Genomic DNA, 23,049 nt, shown 5'->3' with positions numbered 1-23,049 from the left:
CGTGGTGGTGATGCGTGCCGCGGTTCGACGAGGCGTTCGTGCAGGAGGTCCGTGAACGTACTGATATCGTTGCGCTGATCGGGGAATACGTTCATCTGACGCGCCGTGGAAACCGCTACTGGGGCCTCTGCCCGTTCCACAGCGAGAAGACGCCCTCCTTCAGCGTGAACCCCGAACGCCAGATGTACTACTGCTTCGGCTGCAAGGCGGCGGGGGACGTGTTCCGCTTCGTCATGGAGCGGGAGCACCTCACGTTCTACGAGGCGGTGGTGCAGCTGGCCGCCCGCGCGGGGCTCAGCCCGCCGCGGGCCGAGCGTTCGCCGGAGGAGGAGCGCCGGGCACGGGAGCGCCAGGAGCTTCTGGACGCGCTGGAGTTCGCCGCCCGCTTCTTCGAGCACCAGCTCCTGCACTCGCCCGCCGGCCGCCGTGCCCTCGAGTACCTGCACGGCCGAGGGCTGGACGAGACCACGATCCGCCGGTTCCGGCTCGGCTACGCGCCCGACCGGTGGGACGCCCTTCTGCGCGCGGCGGGCCACCGGTTCTCCCCGGAGGTGCTCGCCCGCGCCGGACTCGTGCAGCCGAAGGACGGCGGCGGATACTATGACCGTTTCCGCCACCGGGTGATGTTTCCGATCGCCGACGTGCGCGGCCGGGTGGTCGCCTTCGGCGGCCGGGCGCTGGAGCCCGATCAGGTGCCCAAGTACTACAACTCGCCCGAGGGGCCGCTCTTCAGCAAGCGGTCGCACCTGTACGGGCTGCACCTGGCCCGGGAGGCGATGCGTGCCGGCGACCTGGCCATCGTGGTCGAGGGGTACATGGACACGATCGCCCTTCACCAGGCGGGCTTCCCGGCGGCGGTCGCCTCGCTCGGCACCTCGCTCACGCGGGAGCAGGCCGAGCTCCTGCGCCGCCAGTGCGGGCGGGCGATCATCGCCTACGACGCCGACCTCGCCGGGCAGGCCGCCACGCTCCGGGGGCTCGACCTGCTGGTCCAGGCCGGTCTGGAGGTGCGGGTCCTGCGGCTCCCGCAGGGCAAGGACCCGGACGAACTGGTGCGGTCGGCGGGCCCCGAGGCGGTGCGCCAGGCCCTGGAGGAGGCGCTGCCGCTGATCGAGTTCAAGATCCGGTCGGCGCTCGAGCGGCACCGGGGGGCGGGGAACCCGGCGGAGGTGCGGGCAGCCGTCATCCGCGACGTGATCCCGATCCTCGCCTCGGTCGCCGACCCGGTCCTGCAGGACCAGTACATCCGGCAAGCGGCGCACTGGATGGCGGACTGGCAGGAAGTCAATATCATGACGGAGGAAGCGTTGCGCCAGGCCCTTCAGCGGCACGTCCGCCGCCAGCCGGGCGAAAGGGATAAACAAAGAAGAAACTGGAATAATATTAAAGTCCTGGAGGAGCCACTGGTCCGGATCGAGCGGGAAGCGCTCCGGGTGCTCCTGCACCGCCCGGACCTGCTGGGGCAGGCGGGCGACCTCCGGGCGCACGAGTGGAGCTCGCCTCTCCACGCGGCCGTGTACGCCGCCATCGCCGCCGCCGGCGAGGAGCCGGCGGCGGGCGGGATCGTCGCCCGGGCGCTGGCGCAGACCGACGACCCGGAGGCCAGGGCCCTGATCGCCCAGCTGGAGCGGGAGGAGGCCATGGTGGGGCAGCCCGCCCGGGTGCTCGAGGGGGTCCTGGAGTCGATCCGGGAGCTTCGGGATCAGAGGAGACGCCAGGAGTTGGAGCGAATCGTCCGGGAGCGGGAGGCTGCCGGCCAGACGGTGGAGCCGGCGATCCTGCTCGAGCTGACCGAACTGAGGCGCCGGATCCGCCGGCCACAGATCCGGGAAAGGGGGGAGATGCGCCATGGACGCCTCCAGGGAGGCGAAACCGGCCGGCCTTGACGACCTGATCGCCCGCGGCAAGCGGCGGGGGTCGCTCACGGAGTCCGAGATCCTCGAGCACTTCCAGGGTCAGGAGCTGACGCCCGAGCAGATGGAGGAGGTCTACGACCAGCTGGCGGAACACAACATCGAGGTCGTGACGGACCCCCCGCCTCCAGCCGAAGGCGGCCCCGACGGGGCCGAGGACGGGGTGGTGGCCGAGCCGGAGCCCGAGGCCACCGGCGACGTGGAGGCGGACATGGACCTCTCCGTCCCGGAGGGCGTGGCGACCGACGACCCGGTCCGCATGTACCTGAAGGAGATCGGCCGGGTGCCCCTCCTCACGCCCGAGGAGGAGGTGGAGCTGGCCAAGCGGATCGAGCAGGGTGACGAGGAGGCCAAGAAGCGCCTCGCCGAGGCGAACCTGCGGCTGGTGGTCAGCATCGCGAAGCGGTACGTGGGCCGGGGCATGCTCTTCCTCGACCTGATCCAGGAGGGCAACCTCGGGCTCATCAAGGCCGTGGAGAAGTTCGACTACCGCAAGGGCTACAAGTTCAGCACGTACGCCACGTGGTGGATCCGCCAGGCCATCACCCGGGCGATCGCGGACCAGGCCCGCACGATCCGCATCCCCGTGCACATGGTGGAGACCATCAACAAGCTGATCCGGGTCCAGCGCCAGCTCGTCCAGGAGCTCGGGCGCGAGCCGACGCCCGAGGAGATCGCCGACGAGATGGACATCTCCGTCGAGCGGGTGCGGGAGATCATGAAGATCGCCCAGGAGCCGGTGTCGCTCGAGACCCCGATCGGCGAGGAGGAGGACTCCCACCTCGGAGACTTCATCGAGGACCAGGAGGCGCCGGCTCCGGCGGAGGCGGCCTCGTACATGCTGCTGAAGGAGCAGCTCGAGGAGGTTCTGGAGACGCTCACGCCCCGGGAGGAGAAGGTCCTGAGGCTGCGCTTCGGCCTCGACGACGGGCGCGCCCGCACGCTGGAGGAGGTCGGCCAGGTCTTCGGCGTAACCCGCGAGCGCATCCGGCAGATCGAGGCGAAGGCGCTGCGCAAGCTCCGCCACCCGAGCCGGAGCAAGAAGCTCAAGGACTACCTGGATTGAGTTCTGAGTGGTGAGTTGTGAGTGGTGAGTGGAGCCGTCAGGGGGCGCCCGGAGGCGCCCCCTACTCCTTCTGCCCCTGTCGTGGGGAACCGGGCCAAAGCTCGTCGTCACGCCGGGTTCCCCGTCGGACGCCGCCGGCGGCGCCAGGCGGCCCACGCCTCCTGGAGGCGCGGGTACCCGGACGTGGCGGCGGCCCCCGTGCCCATGAGGGGGAGCACCCTGAGGGGGACCTGTCCGAGCACCCGGGTCCGATAGGAGGAGCGGGACCGCGAGGCGCCTGAGCGCCGACCTTGTCGGCATGGCAACGTCCCGCGCGGCCGCGGCACGAGACGACGCCGGCGGGGTGCCGCGCGACATCCCGTCCACGTCGGTACACACCCGGGTGGGACCCCGGCGTGGCAGCGGGTGATCGCCGTGATGTATAATGAGGGTGCTTTCGGGCCCATAGCTCAACGGCAGAGCGGGTGACTCATAATCACTTGGTTGGGGGTTCGAATCCCTCTGGGCCCACCAAGCGGACGGCGCCCCGGAAGCCACTTCCTTCCAGGCTTCTGGGGCGCTCCGTGTCCCCTTGGCGCCGGGACTAAACGAAAGGTTGTCGTCACCCCTTTGGGCAACAGGGAGAGTGCTCCTAAGTTGGATGTTCCGTGGTGTTTGTTGGGTTACGTCAACTAACAGTTAAGAAAACTGAGTCATTAGGTCGAGGTTGGGCTGACTTGCATGTTGTGGCGGCGATACTCCCCTGGAATGTTCATGGGGTAGTCACAACCTTCGGTGCTTATTTCGTGGAGCATCCGAATCAATTCTTCCGTTACGAGACCCGCCGGGTTGGTTTTGACGTCTTCAAGGATGAAGCAAACTGGCGATATTGTGGATCCGACCCAAAGGTCCAAGCCCCGCTCGCGATGAGGCCGTCCACCTCGTATGCCGCCTCTTGCCATGCGAAACCCCGGAACCTCCGCCTGGGGCTCCGGGGTCTGTGGTTTCGTTGGGAACGTGCGAGCCGCGTGGGATGTTCGCAGTGCCAGGGGAGGACCTCACGGCCTGGGCTGCCCTGCGGGGGCGAGCACCTCGTGATCCACGTGCCGCGTGCCGCGAATCTCGCTGATCAGGTTAATGGCGACCCTGGCGCCGTCACCGGCGGTGACGATGGTATGCACGCTGGTGCCCGCGCACGTGCCGGCCGCCCACACGCCGGGGATCGAGGTCCGTCCGAGGGCGTCGACGTCCACGACTTCCTTGATCCGCGGTTCGCCGCCGGGTCGGATCGCCGCGCCCGCCTTCCGGGCGAGTTCCACGTTCACGCCGAGGCACAGGATCACGTGACGGGCCTCTAGGGTCGTTCCGTCTTCCAGCCGCAGGTGGAAGCCGGCTGTACCCGTACCTTCGAGGTCTACCACCTTGCCCGTGACGAGACGCGCCCCGGCGCGCTGAGCCTGTTGCTTGCCCCGATCGACTAGGTCGGGTCCGGAGATCCCGTCCGGGAAACCGAGGTGGTTGGGGATCCACGCGCGCCGGGTGATGCTCTGGTCCGCGTCCACGAGCACGGTGTTCAGGCCGGCCCTGGCCGTGAATGTCGCGGCGCTCGCACCAGCCGGGCCGCCCCCGATGATGGCCACGTCGTACAAGGCAACACCTCCTTCGGCACCCGTATGATACCATAGGTGTTGCCATAGTACACGACCGCGTCCGCTCTCGGGGGGGGGGGGTACATTTGTGCCGCTGCGGCCCGTGAACACCCGGCCCAGGTCCTGCCACCGGGACCCCGCGACCAAGCGCTCCCGGTTCTGACCGACCCGCCACTTCTCCAGACGGGGTCGGTGATGGCCGGGGCCCGCGCGGGAGATGGAGGCGGCATGCCAGCAGTCCCGATCCGATACGCCCATCCGGAGGGAACTCAGCCCGGATGCACACCGCCGTGTGAATCCAAGAGATGACGCAGTAGAGGCAAGACAGAAATTGTTAGGTGCCCCGGGCGTGCTGCCTTGCCGGGCACCGTCTAGGCTCGCAGCTTGACGCTGTATTCACCCCACACGATTCCGCCCTCAACCGCCCTTTGGGGTTCGTCCCCGAGGCATTCGACCTCGACGCGGCTGCCTCCGGCCGCCTTCGCCCGGTACAGCGCCCGATCGGCTGCCGACACGAAATCACGGAACGAGTGCCCGGCTGCCGGCCCCCAGGCGACCCCGACGGACCCCGAAAGCCGCCAGCGTGCGTCAACCCCTCTCAATCCGGCCACCAAACGTTCCGCGACCGCCAGGGCCCCATCCTTGGAAGCTCCGGCCAGCACGATGCAGAACTCATCGCCACCATAGCGCGCCACCAGGTCGCTTTCCCGGATCGTACTACGTAAGAACGTTCCCACCTGGGCCAGCGCCTCGTCACCGGCCAGATGGCCCAGCGTATCATTCAAATCTTTGAAGTTATCAAGGTCTAGAAGCAGTACCGCCAGCTCGCCGCTCCCTGCCGACGCCCGGGCAGCCTCCCCGCGCTGGAACAGCGCCCCCTGGCGCAGCAACCCTGTCAGGGAGTCATAATAGGCGATGCGGCGCGAGGTGTCGATCTCCTCTTGAACCCTACGTACCGCCTGGAATTCCGCGAGGAGCAGGTAGGCGCCACTCGCCAGGGCCACCACGAGGACCGCCGGGGAGAGCCACCCGGCGAGCGGCGGCTCGGCCTCGTTCCGGAACAGGCCCGTCGCCTGTCGGCGCATGTTGCCGTACTCGAGGTGGAGGGTCAGAACGACGAGACCGATCGCGAGCAGGAACACCACTGCAGACAGGCGCACCCGGCGAATCGGCGCCTCGCCGCTCCACCTGAGCGCCCCCCACAGTAGCCATGCCGCCATCAGGAACAGCGTGACCACCAAAACCAGGGCGACGTCGTGAGCGTGCGTTGCAGGTAGCGCTTCCATGATGGTGCTCGTCTCCCGTACCTGGTCCGCGGCAGCCCTTGCCTCAACGGAGCTCCTTGCCCCGGCTGTGTCCATGTACAGGAAGTCCGTGCAACTCCGGTATGGCGCCCCGCCGGCCCTCCGAACACATCACCTCGCCAGGACGGGGGTTCGTCGGCCACGAACACGTCACGTGGCCCCGGCACCCTGTACCGGCGAGTCCGAGCCCGAGGCGCCTCTTCCCGTCGCCTCACCCACGTTCCCTGCGCAAAGCCAGCATAGGCTCTTGAACATGGGCTGGCCACGGCGCATCTTGCGTCCTGCATATCTCCCGGTAGCCCTTCCCGGCTTTCCCGGGGTCGCACCATGACACATTATCACCCGTCCCGGAACGGCGATCAATATTTATTTCCTGCTCTCGTTCAGGGCCTGAGAGACATCCCGTACGAATGCGTGCGTCCTGTCATGTTCTCGCCTGGTGCACCCGGGCAAATTCCTTCTCCACCGCCAGGAACGCCTGCACGACCTCCGGGTCGAAGTGGGTCCCCCGGGAGGCACGGATCTCTTCTACCGCCTGCTCGTGCCCCCACGCCTCCTTGTACACGCGTCGTGTTGTCAGGGCATCGTACACGTCCACCAGGGCCACGACTCGGGCGTGCAGCGGGATCATCTCCCCGCGCAGCCCGTCCGGATAGCCCCGCCCGTCCCACCGCTCGTGGTGCCAACGCGCGATCTCTGCCCCGAGTCGGAGAAACGTGCGCGCCTGACCTGTTCGCTCCGAGAGTGCCCTGTCCGCATCCTCGAGGATCCGCGCCCCCACTACCGTGTGCATCTGCACTACGCTGTACTCCTCCGGTGAGAGCGGCGCGGGCTTCAGCAGAATCCCCTCCGGCACTGCGATCTTCCCCACGTCGTGCAACACCGCCGACCGCGCCACGTGCTGCCGGTGCTCCTTGCTTCCCAGGTCCTCCGCACCCCGGGCTGCCAGTTCCTCCGTCAGTATCCGGGTATATGTCCGGATCCGCCGCAGGTGTCCCGTGATGCCCGGGTCCCGCCACTCCGCCAGCGCCGCGAGCGTCTCGATCAGGACGTCCTGCAACGCGTGAATCTCGCCCACCTGCCTCTCCAGTTGCCCCCGCTGCCCCGCTTCCACCGTCACATCCTGTACCAGCGCAACCAGCCCGGCCACATCCCCGGCGTCATTCGCCACGGGGATGACCGCCACCCGGGAGGTTCGCTCCTCACCTTCCTGCCCCTTCCAGGAGGCCTCGGCCTGACCGGGCTGGCCCGACTTCAGGACCTCCGCAATCAGGTCCCCGAGGCTTCCCGTGGCGTCTTGCAAGGCTGCGGCCATCTCACGGCCCAGCAGTTCGCCTCGTCTGGCCATCAGTATCTGTTCCATCGCTGTATTTGCTGCGAGGATGTAGCCGTTCCGGTCCAGCACGACCACTCCCTGAGTTGAGCGTTCGAAGAAGCATTGCCACAACACCTCGGCCGACGGGGCCGCCATGCCTGCTGCCTCCCCTTCTCCTCGAACTCCGCGTGCTTGAGTTATTCAATTCGTCAATGCCCCTGTCCTTTGGCATTGATCTTTTCTATAGGTGATAGATGTTTTCAATGCCGCGTGATGATGCCATTGGCTTCTTCTATTGCTTGGCGTCAGGGGAGAGGCTATTCTCGGAGTGGCGTTCATGCCTCCGTAAGATCCGTAGGAGGTGCTCTCGTGGACCAAAAGTTGCTCGCCGCCGCAGCACCCTACCTGCAACTCGCAACGCCCGTGGCCGTCACCGACACGGACCGCCGGATCGTGGCGTGCAACGATGCCTACTGCGAGGTCACGGGATACGCCCGGGACCAGTTGCTGGGCCAGCCCATCCGCATCCTCCGCAGCCCCAGGGCCTGGCCCGGACCCAACGAGAGCCTCCGCCTGGCCCTCGCCACCTCCGGGCGCTGGGAAGGCTACCTCCTCAACGCTCGCCCCGACGGTGCCGACTGGATCGCGCACCTGAGCGTATCCCCCATCGACGACGGCTCCAGTCGCCTTGGTTTTGTCGACATCGTCCATGACGTCACCGCCTTCGCCCAGGAACTCAGTGGCGCCGTCCCCGGCACCCCGATCGAGCCGGCCTTCGTCCGCCCCCACGAGGCCAACATCGACATCTTCCGTCACCTCATCATGTCCCTCGCGCGGATGGCCGAGGTGCGTGATCCTGACATCCAGGGACACCTCGAGCGTGTCCAGGCCTTGACCCGCTGGCTCCTGGCTACCGTCGACCCCCCTTCCTGCTCCCAGGAAGAGCGGGAATGGACCGCCCTCCTCAGCATCCTCCACGACGTGGGCAAGGTGACCATTCCCGAGGGGATCCTTTTCAAGCCCGGGCCTCTCCTGCCGGAAGAGCGCCAGTTGGTCCAGCTTCACACGACTTCCGGCGAGCAGCTCTTGCGGCAGTTCCTCGATATCCCGGGTTTCGAACGATGGCGCCAGCATGCCGCCGAGATCGCGCGCTGGCACCACGAACGCTGGGACGGCACCGGCTACCCCGACCGCCTTGCCGGCGCCGCCATCCCGCTCCACGCACGCGCAGTCGGCCTCGCCGACGTGGTTGACGCGCTCCTGTCGCAGCGAGCGTACAAGCTTCCCTGGTCCTGGTCGCGGGTGGTGGAGTACGTTCGCGAACAGTCCGGTCGCCAGTTCGACCCGGCCCTGGTGGATGCCTTCTTCAAAGTTCAGGGTCTGATACAGAAGTTGTACGAATCGAAACAGGCACAGACGACGTAGAGTTTGTCTGTTTATATTTCTGGAACAAGCGACCCGGCCAGACCCGCGCGAGCTTGGCGGCGGACGCCGGGCAGCCTCACGCCGGGGATCGAGGTCCGCCCCACACGCCGCGGCGAAGTGGACCGTGGACCGGCCGGCGCGGGGCATCTTCTTCTTACAACCGCCGCTCCGAGTGGATCGAGGTTTCACGACGGTTGTCACATGAGGTTGTCACCTTACCGCTATGGTTGTATGCTATCGGTATCAGGGGGCGGGACGGATTTCCCGCCTCCATCGCGAGGGAGGGAAGCTGCAGTGGACGTGCAACCACAGAGCTGCGTTCGCGTTGGCGCCCAGGTGCCGGACTTCGTCTTGCCCGCGTACTTTCCGGAGACGGGCGAGCAGGGCGAGGTGCGCTTGCAGGAGTACAAGCAGCAGGGCAAGTGGGTCGTGCTGGTGTTCTACCCCGCCGACTTCACCTTCGTCTGCCCCACGGAACTGGCGGACTACGCCCGGTACCACAGCGCCCTGCGGGAACGAGGGGTCGAGATCATCGGCGTCAGCACGGACACCGTCTTCACGCACAAGGCGTGGCTGGAGGCGGAGACCATGCTGCGGTCGGTGCGGTACCCGCTGGCGGCGGACCACACCGGCGCCGTCAGCCGGATGTTCGGCGTGTACGACGAACAGAGCGGCGTTGCCATGCGCGGCACGTTCGTCATCTCGCCGGAAGGGGTGCTGCAGGCGCTGCAGATCACGGCAGAGAACGTCGGGCGGAGCGCGGAGGAGACCTACCGCCTGATCGAGGGACTGCAGTTCGTGCGCAACAACCCCGGGGTGGCCTGCCCGGCGAGCTGGCGTCCGGGCGAGAAGGTGCTCAAGCCGGGCCTGGACCTGGTGGGCAACGTCGGCCGGACGCTGGGGGGCGACTGATGCCCCGGCGAGGCAGCGGCCTCGGAGGAACGTGCAGGCGGTTGCCGAATCCCCACAGGTAGTCCGTCCGGGTCGCAGAAGGCCGGAACGGAGGGGGGCACCGCAGATCAGCCCAGGGCTTCTTTCCACTCTCGGGCTCGGCTTCGTGCTCGGGCTGGAGCACGCGCTCGACGCCGACCACGTGGTGGCCGTCTCCACCATCGTCGCCGAGGGAGGCGGCATCCGCCGCGGGGCCGGCGTCGGTGCGCTGTGGGGGGCTGGCCACACGGCGGCGCTCCTGGCCGCCGGCCTGCCCCTCCTTCTCTTCCGCGTCGCCCTCCCGGCCTCCCTTGGCCTGAGCCTGGAGGCCGGGGTGGGGGTCATGCTGATCGCCCTCGGGCTCCACACGCTGGCGGGGTGGCGCCGCCGGCAGCCGCACGCGCACGTGCACGTCCACGACGGGGTTCCCCACGTCCACTTCCACACCCACGCCGAGGGCTCCCACCACCGCCACGGCCACGGCAGGCCGGCCGGCGGCCTGCGCCCGTTTCTCGTGGGGTCCCTCCACGGCCTGGCGGGGAGCGGGGCGGTGACGCTCCTGGTGGCCGGCGCGGCCCCGTCGGTGGCTGCCGGCGTGCTGTACGTGGTATGCTTCGGGCTCGGCACCGTGGTGGGCATGACCCTCACCAGCACGCTCATCGGCCTGCCCTTCGCGCTCGGCCTCCGCTCGTTCCGCCGCGCGCAGGCCGCGCTGCGCCTGGTGGCGGGGGTGCTCAGCGTGGCCCTGGGGGCGGCTATCGTGGCAGAAATGGGGCAGGCCCTGGCAGCCCGCTGGTGACGTCGGCCCCCTGCCCCCTCACATCTGGAAGGCGCCGATCGCCTCCGTCATCCGCCGGCTCATGGCCGTCAGGGACTCGATCGCCCCGGCGATGTCGCCCGCCACCGCCGCCGACCCCTGGCTCGCGGCCGACACCTCCCGGGCCGTGGACGCCGTCGTCTCCGCCACCCGGGCGATCCGCTTCACCATCTGCTCGACCTCTTCCATCATGGCGGCGACCTCCTCGGTGGCCGAGGAGTGCTCCTCCACCTGCGCCACCATCCCCGTCGTCGCCTGGGTGGCCGCCGAGGTGGCCTCCAGCATCCCGTCGGCCAGGCGGGAGATGCGGGCCGCCTGCTCCCGGGCGCCGTCGACGGCCTTCTGGATGCGCTCCAGCGCCTCCCGGAGCTGGCCCGCCTGCGCCACGCCCTCCTCGACGCGCCGGGCGCAGCCGCCGACCGCCTCGCTGGCGGCCCCCAGCGCCTCCATCATGGCGGCGAGCACCTCCCGGATGCGGCCGGCGGCCTCCCGGGAGCGCTCGGCCAGCCCCCGGACCTCGTCGGCGACGACGGCGAAGCCCCGGCCGTGCTCGCCGGCCCGGGCCGCCTCGATGGCGGCGTTCAGGGAGAGGAGGTTCACCTGGCCGGCGATCTCGTCGATCACCTGCAGGAACTCGGCGACCTGGCGGGCGTGGCCCTCGAGGCTGGCCATCCGCTCGGCGGCCTGGGTGGCCAGGGAGTACATGGCCTCCAGGCTGCCGGCGGTGGCGGCGGCGACGCCGGCGCCCTCGGCGGAGGTCCGGGCCGTGTGGGCGGAGGCGTCCTCGACCTGGTGGGCGGTGTCGGCCACGGCCCGGGCGGCGCGCTCGACCTTGTCGAGCTGCTCCATGACCCGGGCGGCCTCCTGGGACTGGACCTGGGTGGAGGTGGCGATCTGCTCCACGGCCCGGGCGACCTCGGCGAGGCGCTCGGAGGCTTGGGCGACGTCCTCGGACTGCTGCCGGGCGCCCTCGGCGAGGCCGGAGGCGGCCTCGGAGACCTCGCGGGCGAGGCGGCTGACCTCGGCGGCGTGGCGGCCGAGGAGGCCGGCCTGCTCCTCGACGGTGTGGCTCTCGGTGCGGACGGCGCCGAGGAGGTGGCGGAGGTGGCCGACCATCTCGTCGATGCTGCCGGCCAGGGCGCCGATCTCGTCCTTGCGCCGCAGGCCCATGCGGACGGTGAGGTCGCCGGTGGCGACCCGGCCGGCGACGGCGGCGGCGGCGGCCAGCGGCCGGGCGACCCGGGCCCGGACGATCCAGGCGCTCAGGAGCGTCCACACCGTGGCCACGGCCCCCACCACCGGCACCGCCAGGCGGATCTTCCGGACGCTCGCGACGGCCGCCGTGGCCCGCGCGGCATCCTCCACGGCATACCCTTTCTGGGCCGCGGAGATCGCGTACGCGGCCGTCGTGACGTGATCGAGGATCAGGGTCTTGTACAGCGTCCGGCCGCCCTCGAGCTCCCGCTGCGCGAAGAGCTGCTCGATGGACTTGGGGAGCCGGGACAGGGTCTCGGTGGCCACGTCGAGGCTTTCGCCCACTTTCTTCAGCCCTGCGGACGCTGCCGCCTCCCGTTCCTGGCGGATGAGCCCGACGACCTTGTCCACGGTTGCGAGCATGCCCGCCTTCTGGTCTTCCGAGGTGAACTCGGTGACCTGGCTCACCGCGCGGGCCATCTCCAGCAGCAGCTCGCTGGCCTCGGTGAGGCGGGTCATGTGCGCCATGTCCTCGCTGCTCCGGCTCGTCAGGCGCACGAGGTTCGCGGAAAGCGCGAACCCGAGGCTGCTCAGAGTCACCATGACGGCGACGACGAAGGCGAAGAGCGCCTGCAGCTGCGTCGCGATCGTGAGCGACGGCAGGCGGAGCCAGGGGAATGCGGGGCGTTGCGCGTGTGCACCAGCCGGTTGCATGGGTTCATCCTCCCGCCCGTCGTTGGCAATACTCTTTCCCTGACGAAACCAGCCCCCTTTTCATTTCATCTCATTACAATGTGGTCGTCAAGCAGACGGAAACGTCAGACATTACGAGCGCCCTTGCCGGCGCCGCAGGCATGCGCTGGTGCCCTGTTGGAGTACAATGGGGGCATGCCGTGAAACGGCCGAGGGCAAGAGGGGACGACCGATGGCGCGGGACTTCCGGGAGGAGATGGAGGCGCTCCGGCGGCAGTACCTGCACGACGCGCGGGCGAAGATCGACTACCTGGCGGCCGCCGCCCGCGGGCTCGCCGGCTTCGGCGGGCCGGCCAGCACCCGTCCGGACCTGGAGGAGCTCCGCCGGACCGTGCACCGGCTCGCCGGCTCGGCAGGGCTCTACGGCCTGGCCGCCGTCGGGGAGAAGGCGCGGGAGGTCGACGAGCTCCTCGTCCGGGTGCTGCGCGAGGGCGCGGCCCCCGACGGCCCGCGGATCGCCTCGAGCCTGTCCGAGCTGGTGCAGGCGCTCCAGGAGGCGACCCGGGACGAGGTCACCCGGCCGCAGGAGACGGCGGGTCCGGGGCGGCGCGGTGGCCCAGGAGGTCCACCACCCGCTTCACGACCTCCTCCTGGAGGCGCGGCCCCTTGAGCAGGTGGTGGGTGGGGCCGAGTTCGAGGAGGGATCGTTCTCCCCGGGTGAGGTCGACCGCGGTCAGGACCAGCAGCGGGATCCGGGCGGTGCGCGGGTCGGACTGGAGGATCCGCACCAGCCGGAAGCCGTCCAGGTTGGGCATCAGGAGGTCGAGGACGAGCACGTCGGGGAGGCGCTCGGCGATCGCCGCCAGCGCCTCCCGGCCGTCCGCGGCCGTCCGCACCCGGTAACCGGCGCCGGTGAGGATGAGCTCCACCACCCGCCGCATCTCGGGGTCGTCGTCGACGGCCAGGATGTCGGGCGGGCCGTCGTGCAGCGCCCGGGTGCCGAGCGTGGCCGCCACCTGCGCCAGCAGGCGGGCAGGTTCCACCGGCTTGGTCACCACGCCGGCCACCCCGAGGCAGGCGAGCTCGGCCTGGTGCTGGTCGGCGTAGGCGCTCACGACCACGATGGGGATGTTCCGGGTCTCGGGGTCCTCCTTCAGCCGGCGCGCCACCTCCAGGCCGTGCATCTCCGGCATGAGCAGGTCGAGCGTGACGCAGTCGACCCGCTCCCGCTTGCAGAGCTGCAGCACCTCGCTGCCTCGCGTGGTGGGCAGCGTCCGGAACCCGGCCTGCTCGAGCGCCAGGCTGAGGAAGCGGACGATGTCCGGGTCGTCGTCGCACACGACCACCGTCGGGCGGCGGGGCCGGTACGCCGGGGACGCGGCTTCCGCCTCTCCCGGGGCGGCGCCGGGAGCCGGCGAGGCGGCGGGAGCCTCCGGCGGTGGCGAGACGGCCGTGGGAGTCGCGGGCGCCCCGGCCCGGGGGATGGTGAAGAAGAACGTGGTGCCGCGCCCGACTTCGGTCTCGAACCCGATGCGGCCGCCGTGCTGCTCGACCAGGGCCTTGGCGATCGCCAGGCCCAGGCCGGTGCCCCGGGCCCGCGTCGCCCCGTCGGTGGGCGAGAAACGCTCGAAGATGTGCGGCTGCCGCTCCGGCGGGATGCCGGGGCCCGTGTCGGCGACCTCGATCCGCACGTGGTCGCCCTCTTCCCGCGCCCGGACCTCCACGCGGCCGCCGGGGTCGGTGAACTTGAGAGCGTTCCCGACGAGGTTCACGAGGACCTGCTCGATCCGGTCCGGGTCGGCCTGGATCGGGGGCAGGCCCGGCGGCAGGTCGGTGCGCACCTCGATCTGTCGCTGCTGGCGGAATCCTTCCAGCTCCTGCAGCGTGGCGGTGACCACCTTCTCCACGCTCAGCGGGCGAGGGCGCAGCTCCATCCGGCCGGCGTCGATCTTCGAGAGGTCGAGGATGTCGTTGATCAGGCGGATGAGCCGGTCCGTGTTGTTCCGGGCGATGGTGAGGAGCTCGCGCTGCGCCTCGGGGACGGGCCCCGCCGCCCCGCCGAGCAGAAGCCCCAGGGCGCCCTTGATGGAGGTCATCGGGGTGCGGAGCTCGTGTGAGACGGTGGCGATGAACTCGCTCTTCATCCGGTCGACCTCGACCTCCCGGGTCACGTCCCGGTAGGTGAAGAGCTGACCGAGCTCCGCGCCCGACGCGGTCCGCACCGGGGCCCAGAACTCGACGAAGTAGCGCGGGCGCGCCTCGCGCGTGGCGATCGTGCGCTCACCGGCCGGGGTGGCGGGGCGGAGCACGTCCGGGTCGGCGAAGAGGCCGCGCAGGCGCTCCTCGATGCGCGAGCGGGGCTGGCCCAGCAGCGCCTCCCGCCCGACGCCGAGGATCTCGCTGATGCGCCGGTTCGCCACCACGCAGCGCCCGTACACGTCGAACATGAGCGTGCCGGCGACGATGGACTCGAGCAGGGCGTCGAGCCGCGTGGACTGCTCCCGCAGGCGCTCCTCGAGCTGGCGCCGCTCCGTGAGGTCCCGGGAGATGCCCACGTACGCGGACACGTTCCCCTTCTCGTCCAGGACGCGGGTGATGGACAGGAACGAGATCCAGAGGGACCCGTCCTTGCGGCGGTTGATCAGTTCCCCCACCCAGCGGCCCTGCGTGTTCAGCGCCTGCCACATCTCCCTGAAGGTCTCCGGGGGGGTGAGGCCGGAGCGCACCACGTTCACGCGCCGGCCGATCAGCTCCTCCCGGCTGAACCCGGTGAGCTCGGCGTAGGCGGCGTTGCAGTCGCGGATGACCGTGGCGGCGTCGGTGATGACGATGCCGTCGAGGGAGTCCCGGTAGACGGCGGCGAGCACCTGCGCGTAATCCACCTGCCGATCATCCTTTCACGAGCCGCTCGATCTCGCTGGCCAGGGTCATCGGGTCGAAGGGCTTGACCAGGTAGCCCGCCGCGCCGAGCCCGAGGCCCTGCTCGATCTCCTTCTGCTGGGCCCGGGCGCTCAGGAAGATCACCGGGATGGCCCGGGTCGCGGGGTCCGCTTTCAAGCGGCGGCAGACCTCGTAACCGTCCATGTCCGGGAGCATGACGTCGAGGAGGACCACGTCCGGCGCCTTCTCCCGGGCCTGCCGGAGCGCCGAGGCGCCGTCGCAGGCGACGAACACCTCCGCCCCGGCCGTGTGCCGCAGGGCGAGGCTCGCCATCTTCTGAATGTCCGGGTCGTCCTCGACCAGAAGGATGCGCTGGATCGCCATCGCAAAGCCTCCTTGGTACACCTGTCCGATTGTACCGCGCATTCGGGGCCTCCGGCCAGCGACACCGGCGACAGCGGATACCCCATGTGGTATAATTGACCTCATAGGGGGGAGGGGCAGTGGCAGACGAGCCGGAGCGGCAGAAGCCGAAGCTCCGCTTCACCTGAGCGGGCGCGGAGTGTGACACCGGGGAGAAGCGGCGGGGCTTTCCGATCCCGCTCTGACCCGGGGTCGTGTTCTGGCTCCTCGTGCTGGGGGCCATGATGGTACGGGACCTGCTCAGCCGGTAGGCATGACGAGAACCCCCGCGCCGGAACGCGCGGGGGTTCTTGTCGTGGCGGGCCACCGGGGATGCGTCCCGGTGAGGCGTGCGCCCCAGTCTCAGTCCTTGATGAGGGCCAGCACCTCGTTGCGCTGCAGGATGAGGTACTTGTGCCCGTCCATCTCGATCTCGTCGCCGCTGTACTTGCCGAAGAGGATGCGATCGCCTTCCTTGACCTTCTCCTTCAGATCCTCGTCGGTCCCGACGGCGACCACGCGGGCGATGCGCGGCTTCTCCTTGGCGGTGTCCGGCAGGTAGATCCCACCGGCAGTGCGCTGCATGCCCTCGTCCTGGATGGGCTCCACGAGCAGGCGGTCGTCGAGCGGCAGGATCTGCATCTGAGCTCTCCTCCTACGCTACTGCAGGTTGAGCAGCCGGTCGAGCTGGGGCTTGTCGAACCCGACGATCGGCCGGTTCCCCACGAGGATGACGGGCACCCCGGTCTGTCCGGTCATCCGCACCAGGTCCCGCGCCGCCGAGGGGTCGCGCGTCACGTCGACTTCCCGGAAGCGCACCCCCTGCTGGGTGAGGTACTGCTTCGCACGGCGGCACCAGGGGCAGGTGGGGGTCGTGAAGATGACGACCCGGGGTTGCGCCTGAGCCATGGTGAAACCACCTCGCTGAGCCTATACCCATACCCCTAGGCGTATTTTAGCCAGGAAGGTGGGGGGGCGCAAGGGGGAGCAGGGCGCGTGCCCAACGGGCCGTGCTACAATGGGCCGGAGGAGATGAGCGGCGATTCGGCTTCCCCCCAGGCTTGCCGCCGTGGCCGGCTTCGTCCTGCCGGGCCGGCCGGTGGCCGACATCGGCACCGACCACGGCCTCCTGCCCGCCTACCTGGTGGTGACCGGCCGCGTGCCCCGGGCCATCGCCACCGACCTGCGCCCCGGCCCCCTCGAGGCGGCCCGGAGGACGCTGCGCGCGGCCGGGGTGGAGGACCGGGTCGAACTGCGGCGGGGCGACGGGTTCGCCGCGCTCCGACCCGGCGAGGTCGCCACCGCGGTGGTGGCAGGGATGGGCGGCGCCCACGTGGCGGAGCTGGTCGCCCGGGCCGGGCAGGCGCTGGACGGCGTCGGGCGGCTCGTGCTCCAGCCCCGGGGGGCGGAGGAAGTGGTGCGGCGCACCCTCGCCGCCCTGGGCTGGGGGATCGTGGACGAGGCCCTGGTCGCCGACGGCCGCCACATCTACGTCGTGCTCGCAGCGGAGCGGGCCGCGCAGCCCCCCGCCCTGTCGGAAGAGGACGCGCTCCTCGGGCCCGTGCTCAGGCGGCGTGGCGGGAAGCTGTTCCGGAGGTACGTGGCGCGGCACCGGGACCGGCTGCAGGAGGCGCTCGCCGGGGCCCGCCGGGCCCGTGACCCCGATCCCGGGTACCTGCGGCGCCTGGCCGGGCAGCTCCGGATCCTGGAGGAGGCGCTCGCGGACGAGGAAAGAAGGGACGTACCGTGAAGTACTGCCCGCGGTGCGGCACGCCCCTGGTCGTGCGCCCGGCGTTCGGGCGGGAGCGCCAGGTGTGCCCGGCCTGCGGCTTTGTCCATTTCTACGATCCCAAGGTGGCCACGTGCACGGTCCCGGAGCACGACGGCCGGATCGTCCTGGTGCGCCGGGCGATCGAGCCCGGCTACGGGAAGTGGACCTTCCCGGGCGGCTACATGGACCAGGGGGAGACGGTGGAGGACGCGGCGCTGCGCGAAACGCAGGAGGAGACCGGCCTGGACGTGGCGCTGACCGGTCTCCTGGGCGTGTACTCCTTTCGCGACTCCCCCGTGGTCGTGATCGTGTACCGGGCCCGGGTCCTCGGCGGTGCGCTGCGCGTGATGCCGGAGTGCCTGGACGCCCGGGCGTTCCGACCGGACGAGATCCCGTGGGAGGAGCTGGCTTTCCCGTCGACCCGCCGTGCGCTGGAGGACCTGCTCGGGCGGCGGACCGCACGGGGCCGCGATTAGGCCTGGTGGGAGTCCCCCCGGGATGACCTCGCCTGGCGTCCCCAGGACCAGGACACCCGGGGCTCCGGCACCCCCGCCGCGAGATTGGTGGCCCGGGCGGCGACGAAGAGGTAGTCGGAAAGCCGGTTCAGGTACTGGATCAGCACCGGTTCCACCGGTTCCTGGCGCGCCAGGGAGACCAGCCGCCGCTCCGCGCGCCGGCAGACGGCCCGCGCCACCTGCAGGGCAGCGGCCGCCGGACTCCCCCCGGGGAGGATGAACTGGCGCAGTTCGGGCAGGTGGCGGTCCAGGGCGTCAATGTCGCGCTCCAGGGCCTCGACCTGCTCCGGCCGGACACGGGGCTCCTCGCCTTTCGTCCGGTCGGGCGGGGTGGAGAGGTCGGCGCCGACGTCGAAGAGCTCGTGCTGCACGCGGGGCAGCACCTCGCGCAGACGTGGCAGGATCTCACCGGCCGGGGTTCCCGCCGGCCCACCCTCTGCCGGGACCAGTGCCAGGGCCAGGCCGATGAACGAGTTGAGCTCGTCCACGGCGCCGTACGCTTCGACCCGGACGGCGTCCTTCGGTACCCGCTGGCCCCAGCGCAGGCTCGTCTCCCCCTTGTCTCCGGTGCGGGTGTAGATTCGCACTTCGAGCCCCCCTCCGCTCGTGGTCCGGCTTCCCGGAGGGCTTCGCTCCCTCCCCGCAGTGTTCCTCCGTCCGGGTGTGTCGCCGGTTGCCTCCGGCCGACCCTGGGGGGGTCTCCCATGCGCCTCATGGGGCGGCCCCGCGGCAGTGCTATAATGGGGACCAAATGGGAGCAAGGGAGAGTGCGCGATGCCGCTGCCGAGCCGCGACGAGGCGATGGCACTCCTGCACGAGTGGGTTCAGGATCCCCGCTTGCTCAAGCACCTGTACGGCGTGGAGGCCTGCATGCGGGCCTACGCCCGCAAGTACGGGGGCGACGAGGACCTCTGGGGCCTGACGGGTCTCCTGCACGACCTGGACTACGAGCGGTACCCGACCCTCGAGGTGCACCCCCGCAAGGCGGCGGAGGTGCTGCGGGAGAAGGGGTACCCGGACGAGCTGGTCTACGCGGTGCTCGCCCACGCCAACTACCTGCAGGACCAGTACCCCCGCCGGAGCCTCATGGACAAGGCGCTCTACGCCTGCGACGAGCTGTCCAACTTCGTGATCGCGGTGGCCCTGGTCCGTCCGAACCGCTCCATCCACGAGGTGGACGTCCAGGCCGTACGCAAGAAGATGAAGGACAAGCGGTTCGCGGCCGGGGTGAACCGCGAAGACGTGATCGGCGGCGCCGCCGAGCTCGGGCTGGACCTCGACGAGCACATCGCCTTCGTGATCGAGGCGCTCAAGCCGGTGGCGGAGCAGCTCGGCATCGCCGGGACCGGCTCCGCGGTGCCGGCGGAGGCGGCGGAGTAAGCGACGCAGCCCAGGGAGTAGGAGGAAGCGCGGGCCGCGGCGAATCATCCCTATACAAGGTTGCATAACCTGACCGGGGAGCCCGGTTGCCGGGGCCGGCCGCGCGCGGCCCGGACCGACCGGGCGCCAGAGGAGGGAGCGCCGTGGCCCACATCCGTCTCGTCACCTCCATCCCGGGGCCCCGTTCCCGCGCGCTCCTGGAGCGCAAGGAGCGGGCCGTCGCACAGGCGTTTCAGGTCCACGTCCCCGTGATCGTGGAGCGGGCGGAAGGCGCGCTCCTCACGGACGTCGACGGCAACACGTTCATCGACCTGGCCGGCGGGGTCGGGTGCATGAACGTCGGGCACAGCGTGCCGGAGGTCGTCCGGGCCATCCACGAGGCGAGCGCCCGCTTCACCCACACCGACTTCTCGATCGTGCCGTACGAGTCGTACATCCGCCTGGCGGAGGAGCTGAGCCGCCGGGCCCCCGGCAACTTCCCGAAGAAGGCGGCGTTCTTCAACTCGGGTGCCGAGGCCGTGGAGAACGCCGTGAAGATCGCCCGCAAGTACACCGGGCGGCGGGGCATCATCGCCATGGAGGGGGCCTTCCACGGCCGCACCCTCATGGCGCTGAGCCTGACGAGCCGGGTGAAGCCGTACAAGCAGGGGATGGGGCCCTTCGCGCCGGACGTCTACCGGGTTCCGTTCCCGTACGTGTACCGCTGGCCCGGCAGCCCGCCGCCGGAAGAGGTGGCCCGGCAGGCCGTGGCTGCCCTGGAGCGCGCCTTCGTCACCCAGGTCGCCCCGGAGGACACGGCGGCCGTGATCCTGGAGCCGGTCCAGGGCGAGGGCGGCTTCGTGGTCCCGCCGGAGGGCTACCTGCCGCAGGTGCAGGCGATCTGCCGGCGCCACGGCATCCTGCTCATCGCCGACGAGGTGCAGACGGGGTTCGGCCGGACCGGCCGGTTCTTCGCCTCCGAGCGGCTGGGGATCGAGCCGGACCTGATCACGGTGGGGAAGTCGATCGCCGCCGGGCTGCCGCTGTCGGGGGTGATCGGCAGGGCCGACGTGATGGACGCGGCGACCGACGGCAACATCGGCGGCACCTACGTCGGCAACCCCGTGGCCTGCTCGGCGGCCCTCGCCGTGCTGGACGTCATGGACCGGGAGGATCTGCCGGCGCGGGCGGAGGCGCTCGGCCGGCGGCTGCGGGCGCGGCTCGAGGCTCTGGCGGAGCGCACCCCGCTCATCGGCGAGGTGCGGGGTCTCGGGGCCATGGTGGCGGTGGAGCTGGTGCGGGACCGCTCCACCCGCGAGCCCGCGACCGCGGAGACGACGGAGATCATCCGGGAGGCGATCCGGCGCGGGGTCATCGTCCTGCGGGCCGGGATCTACGGCAACGTGATCCGGTTCCTGATGCCCCTGGTGATCACGGAGGAGCAGCTGGACGAGGCGCTCGGCGTCCTGGAGGAGGCCTTCGCGGCGGTCACGGCCCGGGTGTGAGACGCAGGTCGGACACGCACTGCCGGGGCACCCCGCTGCGGCCCGAGCCGCGGGGTGCCCCGGGCGTGTTCTGGCGCTACAGCTCCCGGGCTTCCCACACGGGCCCATCGGGGCCCGTCTCGGCAGCCGTGGTCAGGGCGTGGGCGACGAGCCGGCAGAGGTCGCCGACGGTGTCCGCCTCGAGGACCAGCTCCTCGGGCAGTTCCACGCCGAACTCGTCCTGGATCCGCTCGACCAGGACCTCCAGACCTCCCGGGATCTCTTCCGCCACCTCCATCAGGCCCGTGTCGTAGGTGACGCGGCGTCCCGCCAGCTCACGGATGAAGCGGAGCGCTTCCTGCTTGGGGTGCACGCGCTCCTCACCTCCGGCTCGAATCTTTCCCGGCCCGCCGCCCATGCTATCCCGGCGCCAGCCCACGGCAGCCCGGCGATCGCCCGGCGCAGGGAATCGGCGGCCGGGCTCGAATTCCCGAAACGGTTCCTACCAAACGGTCGGTAACGGCCGGCCGGACACGCCGGTCCCGTACCGTGCCCGCGGAGGGGGCACCGATGTCGACGAACAAGCTCACAGACATCGTGAACGCGTCGGTCGAGCTGTTCATGAAGAAGGGCTACCACGCCACGTCGATGCAGGATATCGCCGACGCGGTGGGGCTGCAGAAGGGCAGCCTGTACCACTACATCTCCAGCAAGGAAGACCTCCTGGTCATGATCATCCAGGAGGCGCTGGACCAGTACATCGGCCGTCTGGCGGAGATCGCCGCGAGCGACCTGCCCCCGCGGGAGAAGTTCGCCCAGGCCGTGCGCCACCACCTCATGGGGATCGCCACGAACCTGGGCCACCTGACGATCTTCCTGCGGGAGGCCTACGCCCTCACGCCAGAGCAGCAGGCCATCGTGAAGCGGGAGACGGAGCGGTACAACCGCCTGGTGGAGAGAATCTACCAGGAAGGGGTCGAACAGGGCGTCTTCCGCCCGCTCGACCCCCCGCTGGTGATCCGCACGGTGCTGGGCGCCTGCAACTGGTTCTACCGGTGGTACCGTCCCGGCGGCCGGATGAGCCTCGAGGAGATGGCCGACTTCTTCGTGGACGTGCTGTTCAACGGCATCGTGGTCCGCTAGCGCGGCCCGGGGTCAGCCCGCCGCCGCGGCCCCCGCCCCGGCCAGCACCCCCGATTCCCGGATGCGGCGCGCCGCCTCCCGCAGCCGCTCGGCCGGCTGCACGAGGGCGATGCGCACGTATCCCTCACCCCGGGGGCCGAACCCGGCGCCCGGCGTGACCGCGACCCCCGTGCGCTCCAGCAGGGCGGCGGCGAAGGCCGCCGAGTCGCGGTGCCCCGGCGGAAGCGGCGCCCAGAGGAACATCGTGGCGCGCGGCGAGGGCACGTCCCAGCCGGCGGCCCGCAGCTCGCGGACGAGCACGTCCCGCCGCTCCTGGTACGTGGCCGCCACCTGCCGCACGCTGTCCTGCGGACCGGTCAGGGCAGCGATGGCGGCCCGCTGGATCGGGCGGAAGATGCCGTAGTCGAGGTGGCCCTTCACCTCGGCCAGAGCGGCGATCACCTCGCGGTTGCCCACCGCGTAGGCGACGCGACACCCCGCCATGCTGAAGGTCTTCGACAGGGAGTTGATCTCGATCCCGACCTCCCGGGCTCCCGGCACCTCGAGGAAGCTGGGCGGGCGGTATCCGTCGAAGGCGAGCTCGGAGTAGGCGTTGTCGTGGCACACGACCACGCGGTAGCGACGGGCGTACTCGACGATCCGGGCGAAGAAGTCGCGGTCCGCCACGGCGGCGAGCGGGTTGGACGGGTAGTTCACGAGGAGGAGCTTCGCCTGCCGCCAGACGTCCGGCGGGATGTCCTCCGGGTCGAGCACGAAGCCGTTTTCCGGCCGCAGCGGATACGGGTACAGCCGGGCGCCGGCGAGCACCGGGCCCGCCGTGTAGATCGGGTAGCCGGGGTCGGGCACGAGGACCAGGTCCCCGGGGTCCGTCAGCGCCAGGGCGAGGTGGCCGAGCCCCTCCTGGGAGCCGATGAGGCCGAGGACCTCGGTGTCCGGGTCGAGGTCGACCCCGAACCGGCTCCGGTACCAGGCGGCCACCGCCTCCCGGAACTCGGGCAGGTCCCGCAGCGGGTACCCGTACGCGTGGGGATCGAGGGCCGCCTCCCGGAGCGCTTCCACCACGTGGGGGGCAGGCGGGAGGTCCGGCGATCCGACGCTGAGGTTGATGACGTCCATTCCGGCCCGGACGGCGCGCCGCCGGGCCTCGTCCATCTGGGCGAAGACGCTGCTGGCGAGCTGCCGCAGACGTGACGGCCGCTCCAAGGGGCCC

At 70.4% G+C, this 23,049-nt stretch carries 22 protein-coding genes and 1 tRNA gene; 12 read left to right on the top strand and 11 right to left on the bottom strand.

What is annotated here, in order from left to right; genetic code table 11:
• Positions 1-14: 14 nt before the first annotated feature.
• The 3 genes from dnaG to caldi_RS12155 all read left to right on the top strand — a co-directional run bounded on the left by dnaG (position 15) and on the right by caldi_RS12155 (position 3,492).
• Positions 15-1,886, top strand: a complete 1,872-nt coding sequence (dnaG, locus tag caldi_RS12165) for a DNA primase (RefSeq protein WP_264842022.1) — start codon at positions 15-17, stop codon at positions 1,884-1,886.
• Entirely contained in the window at positions 1,849-2,979 is a 1,131-nt protein-coding gene (rpoD, locus tag caldi_RS12160) for an RNA polymerase sigma factor RpoD (RefSeq protein ID WP_264842021.1), read from the top strand. Before dnaG ends, rpoD begins: the two co-directional genes overlap by 38 nt.
• A 438-nt stretch (positions 2,980-3,417) precedes the next feature.
• Positions 3,418-3,492 (top strand) — tRNA-Ile (locus caldi_RS12155).
• Positions 3,493-4,016: 524 nt separating this feature from the next.
• Here caldi_RS12155 and caldi_RS12150 read toward each other — a convergent pair.
• The 3 genes from caldi_RS12150 to caldi_RS12140 all read right to left on the bottom strand — a co-directional run bounded on the left by caldi_RS12150 (position 4,017) and on the right by caldi_RS12140 (position 7,382).
• Positions 4,017-4,598: an NAD(P)/FAD-dependent oxidoreductase gene (locus caldi_RS12150; protein ID WP_264844796.1), complete on the bottom strand. Its 582-nt coding sequence runs from the start codon at positions 4,596-4,598 to the stop codon at positions 4,017-4,019.
• A 380-nt stretch (positions 4,599-4,978) separates the two neighbouring features.
• Complete coding sequence (locus tag caldi_RS12145; RefSeq protein WP_264842020.1) at positions 4,979-5,893, bottom strand: GGDEF domain-containing protein; 915 nt, start codon at positions 5,891-5,893, stop codon at positions 4,979-4,981.
• Positions 5,894-6,335: 442 nt separating this feature from the next.
• A complete protein-coding gene (locus tag caldi_RS12140; RefSeq protein ID WP_264842019.1) occupies positions 6,336-7,382 on the bottom strand; it encodes an HD domain-containing phosphohydrolase in 1,047 nt (348 codons plus the stop codon).
• A gap of 213 nt (positions 7,383-7,595) precedes the next feature.
• Here caldi_RS12140 and caldi_RS12135 point away from each other — a divergent pair, with 213 nt between their 5' ends.
• The 3 genes from caldi_RS12135 (at position 7,596) to caldi_RS12125 (ending at position 10,380) form a co-directional block, all read left to right on the top strand.
• Positions 7,596-8,651: an HD domain-containing phosphohydrolase gene (locus caldi_RS12135; protein WP_264842018.1), complete on the top strand. Its 1,056-nt coding sequence runs from the start codon at positions 7,596-7,598 to the stop codon at positions 8,649-8,651.
• A gap of 294 nt (positions 8,652-8,945) precedes the next feature.
• On the top strand, positions 8,946-9,563 hold the full coding sequence (locus caldi_RS12130; protein ID WP_264842017.1) for a peroxiredoxin: 618 nt from the start codon (positions 8,946-8,948) through the stop codon (positions 9,561-9,563).
• Positions 9,564-9,708: 145 nt separating this feature from the next.
• The gene (locus caldi_RS12125; RefSeq protein ID WP_264842016.1) at positions 9,709-10,380 is read left to right on the top strand and encodes an urease accessory protein UreH domain-containing protein; all 672 of its coding nucleotides are present in this window, start codon (positions 9,709-9,711) and stop codon (positions 10,378-10,380) included.
• 18 nt (positions 10,381-10,398) lie between these two features.
• Here caldi_RS12125 and caldi_RS12120 read toward each other — a convergent pair whose 3' ends face one another.
• Entirely contained in the window at positions 10,399-12,306 is a 1,908-nt protein-coding gene (locus caldi_RS12120; protein ID WP_264842015.1) for a methyl-accepting chemotaxis protein, read from the bottom strand.
• Between the two features lie 211 nt (positions 12,307-12,517).
• Here caldi_RS12120 and caldi_RS12115 point away from each other — a divergent pair, with 211 nt between their 5' ends.
• A complete protein-coding gene (locus caldi_RS12115; protein ID WP_264842014.1) occupies positions 12,518-12,955 on the top strand; it encodes an Hpt domain-containing protein in 438 nt (145 codons plus the stop codon).
• Here caldi_RS12115 and caldi_RS12110 read toward each other — a convergent pair.
• The 4 genes from caldi_RS12110 to caldi_RS12095 form a co-directional block, all read right to left on the bottom strand.
• A complete protein-coding gene (locus tag caldi_RS12110; RefSeq protein WP_264842013.1) occupies positions 12,858-15,167 on the bottom strand; it encodes a response regulator in 2,310 nt (769 codons plus the stop codon). The genes caldi_RS12115 and caldi_RS12110 overlap by 98 nt on opposite strands.
• Before the next feature lie 7 nt (positions 15,168-15,174).
• Positions 15,175-15,549: a response regulator gene (locus caldi_RS12105; protein ID WP_264842012.1), complete on the bottom strand. Its 375-nt coding sequence runs from the start codon at positions 15,547-15,549 to the stop codon at positions 15,175-15,177.
• A 381-nt stretch (positions 15,550-15,930) separates the two neighbouring features.
• Positions 15,931-16,209: a co-chaperone GroES gene (locus tag caldi_RS12100; protein WP_264842011.1), complete on the bottom strand. Its 279-nt coding sequence runs from the start codon at positions 16,207-16,209 to the stop codon at positions 15,931-15,933.
• Between the two features lie 18 nt (positions 16,210-16,227).
• The gene (locus caldi_RS12095; RefSeq protein ID WP_264842010.1) at positions 16,228-16,476 is read right to left on the bottom strand and encodes a glutaredoxin family protein; all 249 of its coding nucleotides are present in this window, start codon (positions 16,474-16,476) and stop codon (positions 16,228-16,230) included.
• A 133-nt stretch (positions 16,477-16,609) separates the two neighbouring features.
• Between caldi_RS12095 and caldi_RS12090 the strand changes: the two genes are divergently transcribed.
• Complete coding sequence (locus tag caldi_RS12090) at positions 16,610-17,317, top strand: tRNA (adenine(22)-N(1))-methyltransferase (RefSeq protein ID WP_264844795.1); 708 nt, start codon at positions 16,610-16,612, stop codon at positions 17,315-17,317.
• Positions 17,314-17,814, top strand: a complete 501-nt coding sequence (locus tag caldi_RS12085; protein WP_264842009.1) for an NUDIX hydrolase — start codon at positions 17,314-17,316, stop codon at positions 17,812-17,814. The genes caldi_RS12090 and caldi_RS12085 overlap by 4 nt, the downstream gene beginning before the upstream one ends.
• Here the strand turns inward: caldi_RS12085 and caldi_RS12080 are convergent.
• The gene (locus caldi_RS12080; RefSeq protein WP_264842008.1) at positions 17,811-18,440 is read right to left on the bottom strand and encodes a cob(I)yrinic acid a,c-diamide adenosyltransferase; all 630 of its coding nucleotides are present in this window, start codon (positions 18,438-18,440) and stop codon (positions 17,811-17,813) included. The genes caldi_RS12085 and caldi_RS12080 overlap by 4 nt on opposite strands.
• 187 nt (positions 18,441-18,627) lie before the next feature.
• Here caldi_RS12080 and caldi_RS12075 point away from each other — a divergent pair, with 187 nt between their 5' ends.
• Both caldi_RS12075 and gabT read left to right on the top strand, forming a co-directional pair.
• Entirely contained in the window at positions 18,628-19,233 is a 606-nt protein-coding gene (locus caldi_RS12075) for an HD domain-containing protein (protein ID WP_264842007.1), read from the top strand.
• Positions 19,234-19,376: 143 nt separating this feature from the next.
• The gene (gabT, locus tag caldi_RS12070) at positions 19,377-20,717 is read left to right on the top strand and encodes a 4-aminobutyrate--2-oxoglutarate transaminase (protein WP_264842006.1); all 1,341 of its coding nucleotides are present in this window, start codon (positions 19,377-19,379) and stop codon (positions 20,715-20,717) included.
• A 76-nt stretch (positions 20,718-20,793) separates the two neighbouring features.
• Here gabT and caldi_RS12065 read toward each other — a convergent pair whose 3' ends face one another.
• Positions 20,794-21,069 (bottom strand): acyl carrier protein, encoded by a 276-nt coding sequence (locus caldi_RS12065; protein ID WP_264842005.1) that lies wholly within the window; start codon positions 21,067-21,069, stop codon positions 20,794-20,796.
• A gap of 197 nt (positions 21,070-21,266) precedes the next feature.
• On the opposite strand from caldi_RS12065, the gene caldi_RS12060 reads away from it, so the two are divergent.
• On the top strand, positions 21,267-21,839 hold the full coding sequence (locus tag caldi_RS12060; RefSeq protein WP_264842003.1) for a TetR/AcrR family transcriptional regulator: 573 nt from the start codon (positions 21,267-21,269) through the stop codon (positions 21,837-21,839).
• A 12-nt stretch (positions 21,840-21,851) separates the two neighbouring features.
• Here caldi_RS12060 and caldi_RS12055 read toward each other — a convergent pair whose 3' ends face one another.
• Entirely contained in the window at positions 21,852-23,042 is a 1,191-nt protein-coding gene (locus tag caldi_RS12055) for an aminotransferase class I/II-fold pyridoxal phosphate-dependent enzyme (RefSeq protein WP_264842002.1), read from the bottom strand.
• Between the last annotated feature and the right edge of the window lie 7 nt (positions 23,043-23,049).

The organism is Caldinitratiruptor microaerophilus (assembly GCF_025999835.1).
Classification (GTDB): Bacteria; Bacillota; Sulfobacillia; order Symbiobacteriales; family ZC4RG38; genus Caldinitratiruptor; species Caldinitratiruptor microaerophilus.
Note: the sequence above shows the minus strand (reverse complement) of the source record. Positions and strands in the feature narration are given on the sequence as shown.

What these genes read in the sequence shown, in the direction of transcription:
- rpoD (WP_264842021.1), top strand. Translation starts at nt 1,849, where the DNA reads ATGGACGCCTCCAGGGAGGCGAAACCGGCCGGCCTTGACGACCTGATC.
- caldi_RS12145 (WP_264842020.1), bottom strand. Translation starts at nt 5,893, where the DNA reads ATGGAAGCGCTACCTGCAACGCACGCTCACGACGTCGCCCTGGTTTTG.
- caldi_RS12140 (WP_264842019.1), bottom strand. Translation starts at nt 7,382, where the DNA reads ATGGCGGCCCCGTCGGCCGAGGTGTTGTGGCAATGCTTCTTCGAACGC.
- caldi_RS12120 (WP_264842015.1), bottom strand. Translation starts at nt 12,306, where the DNA reads ATGCAACCGGCTGGTGCACACGCGCAACGCCCCGCATTCCCCTGGCTC.
- caldi_RS12115 (WP_264842014.1), top strand. Translation starts at nt 12,518, where the DNA reads ATGGCGCGGGACTTCCGGGAGGAGATGGAGGCGCTCCGGCGGCAGTAC.
- caldi_RS12105 (WP_264842012.1), bottom strand. Translation starts at nt 15,549, where the DNA reads ATGGCGATCCAGCGCATCCTTCTGGTCGAGGACGACCCGGACATTCAG.
- caldi_RS12100 (WP_264842011.1), bottom strand. Translation starts at nt 16,209, where the DNA reads ATGCAGATCCTGCCGCTCGACGACCGCCTGCTCGTGGAGCCCATCCAG.
- caldi_RS12095 (WP_264842010.1), bottom strand. Translation starts at nt 16,476, where the DNA reads ATGGCTCAGGCGCAACCCCGGGTCGTCATCTTCACGACCCCCACCTGC.
- caldi_RS12075 (WP_264842007.1), top strand. Translation starts at nt 18,628, where the DNA reads ATGCCGCTGCCGAGCCGCGACGAGGCGATGGCACTCCTGCACGAGTGG.
- caldi_RS12060 (WP_264842003.1), top strand. Translation starts at nt 21,267, where the DNA reads ATGTCGACGAACAAGCTCACAGACATCGTGAACGCGTCGGTCGAGCTG.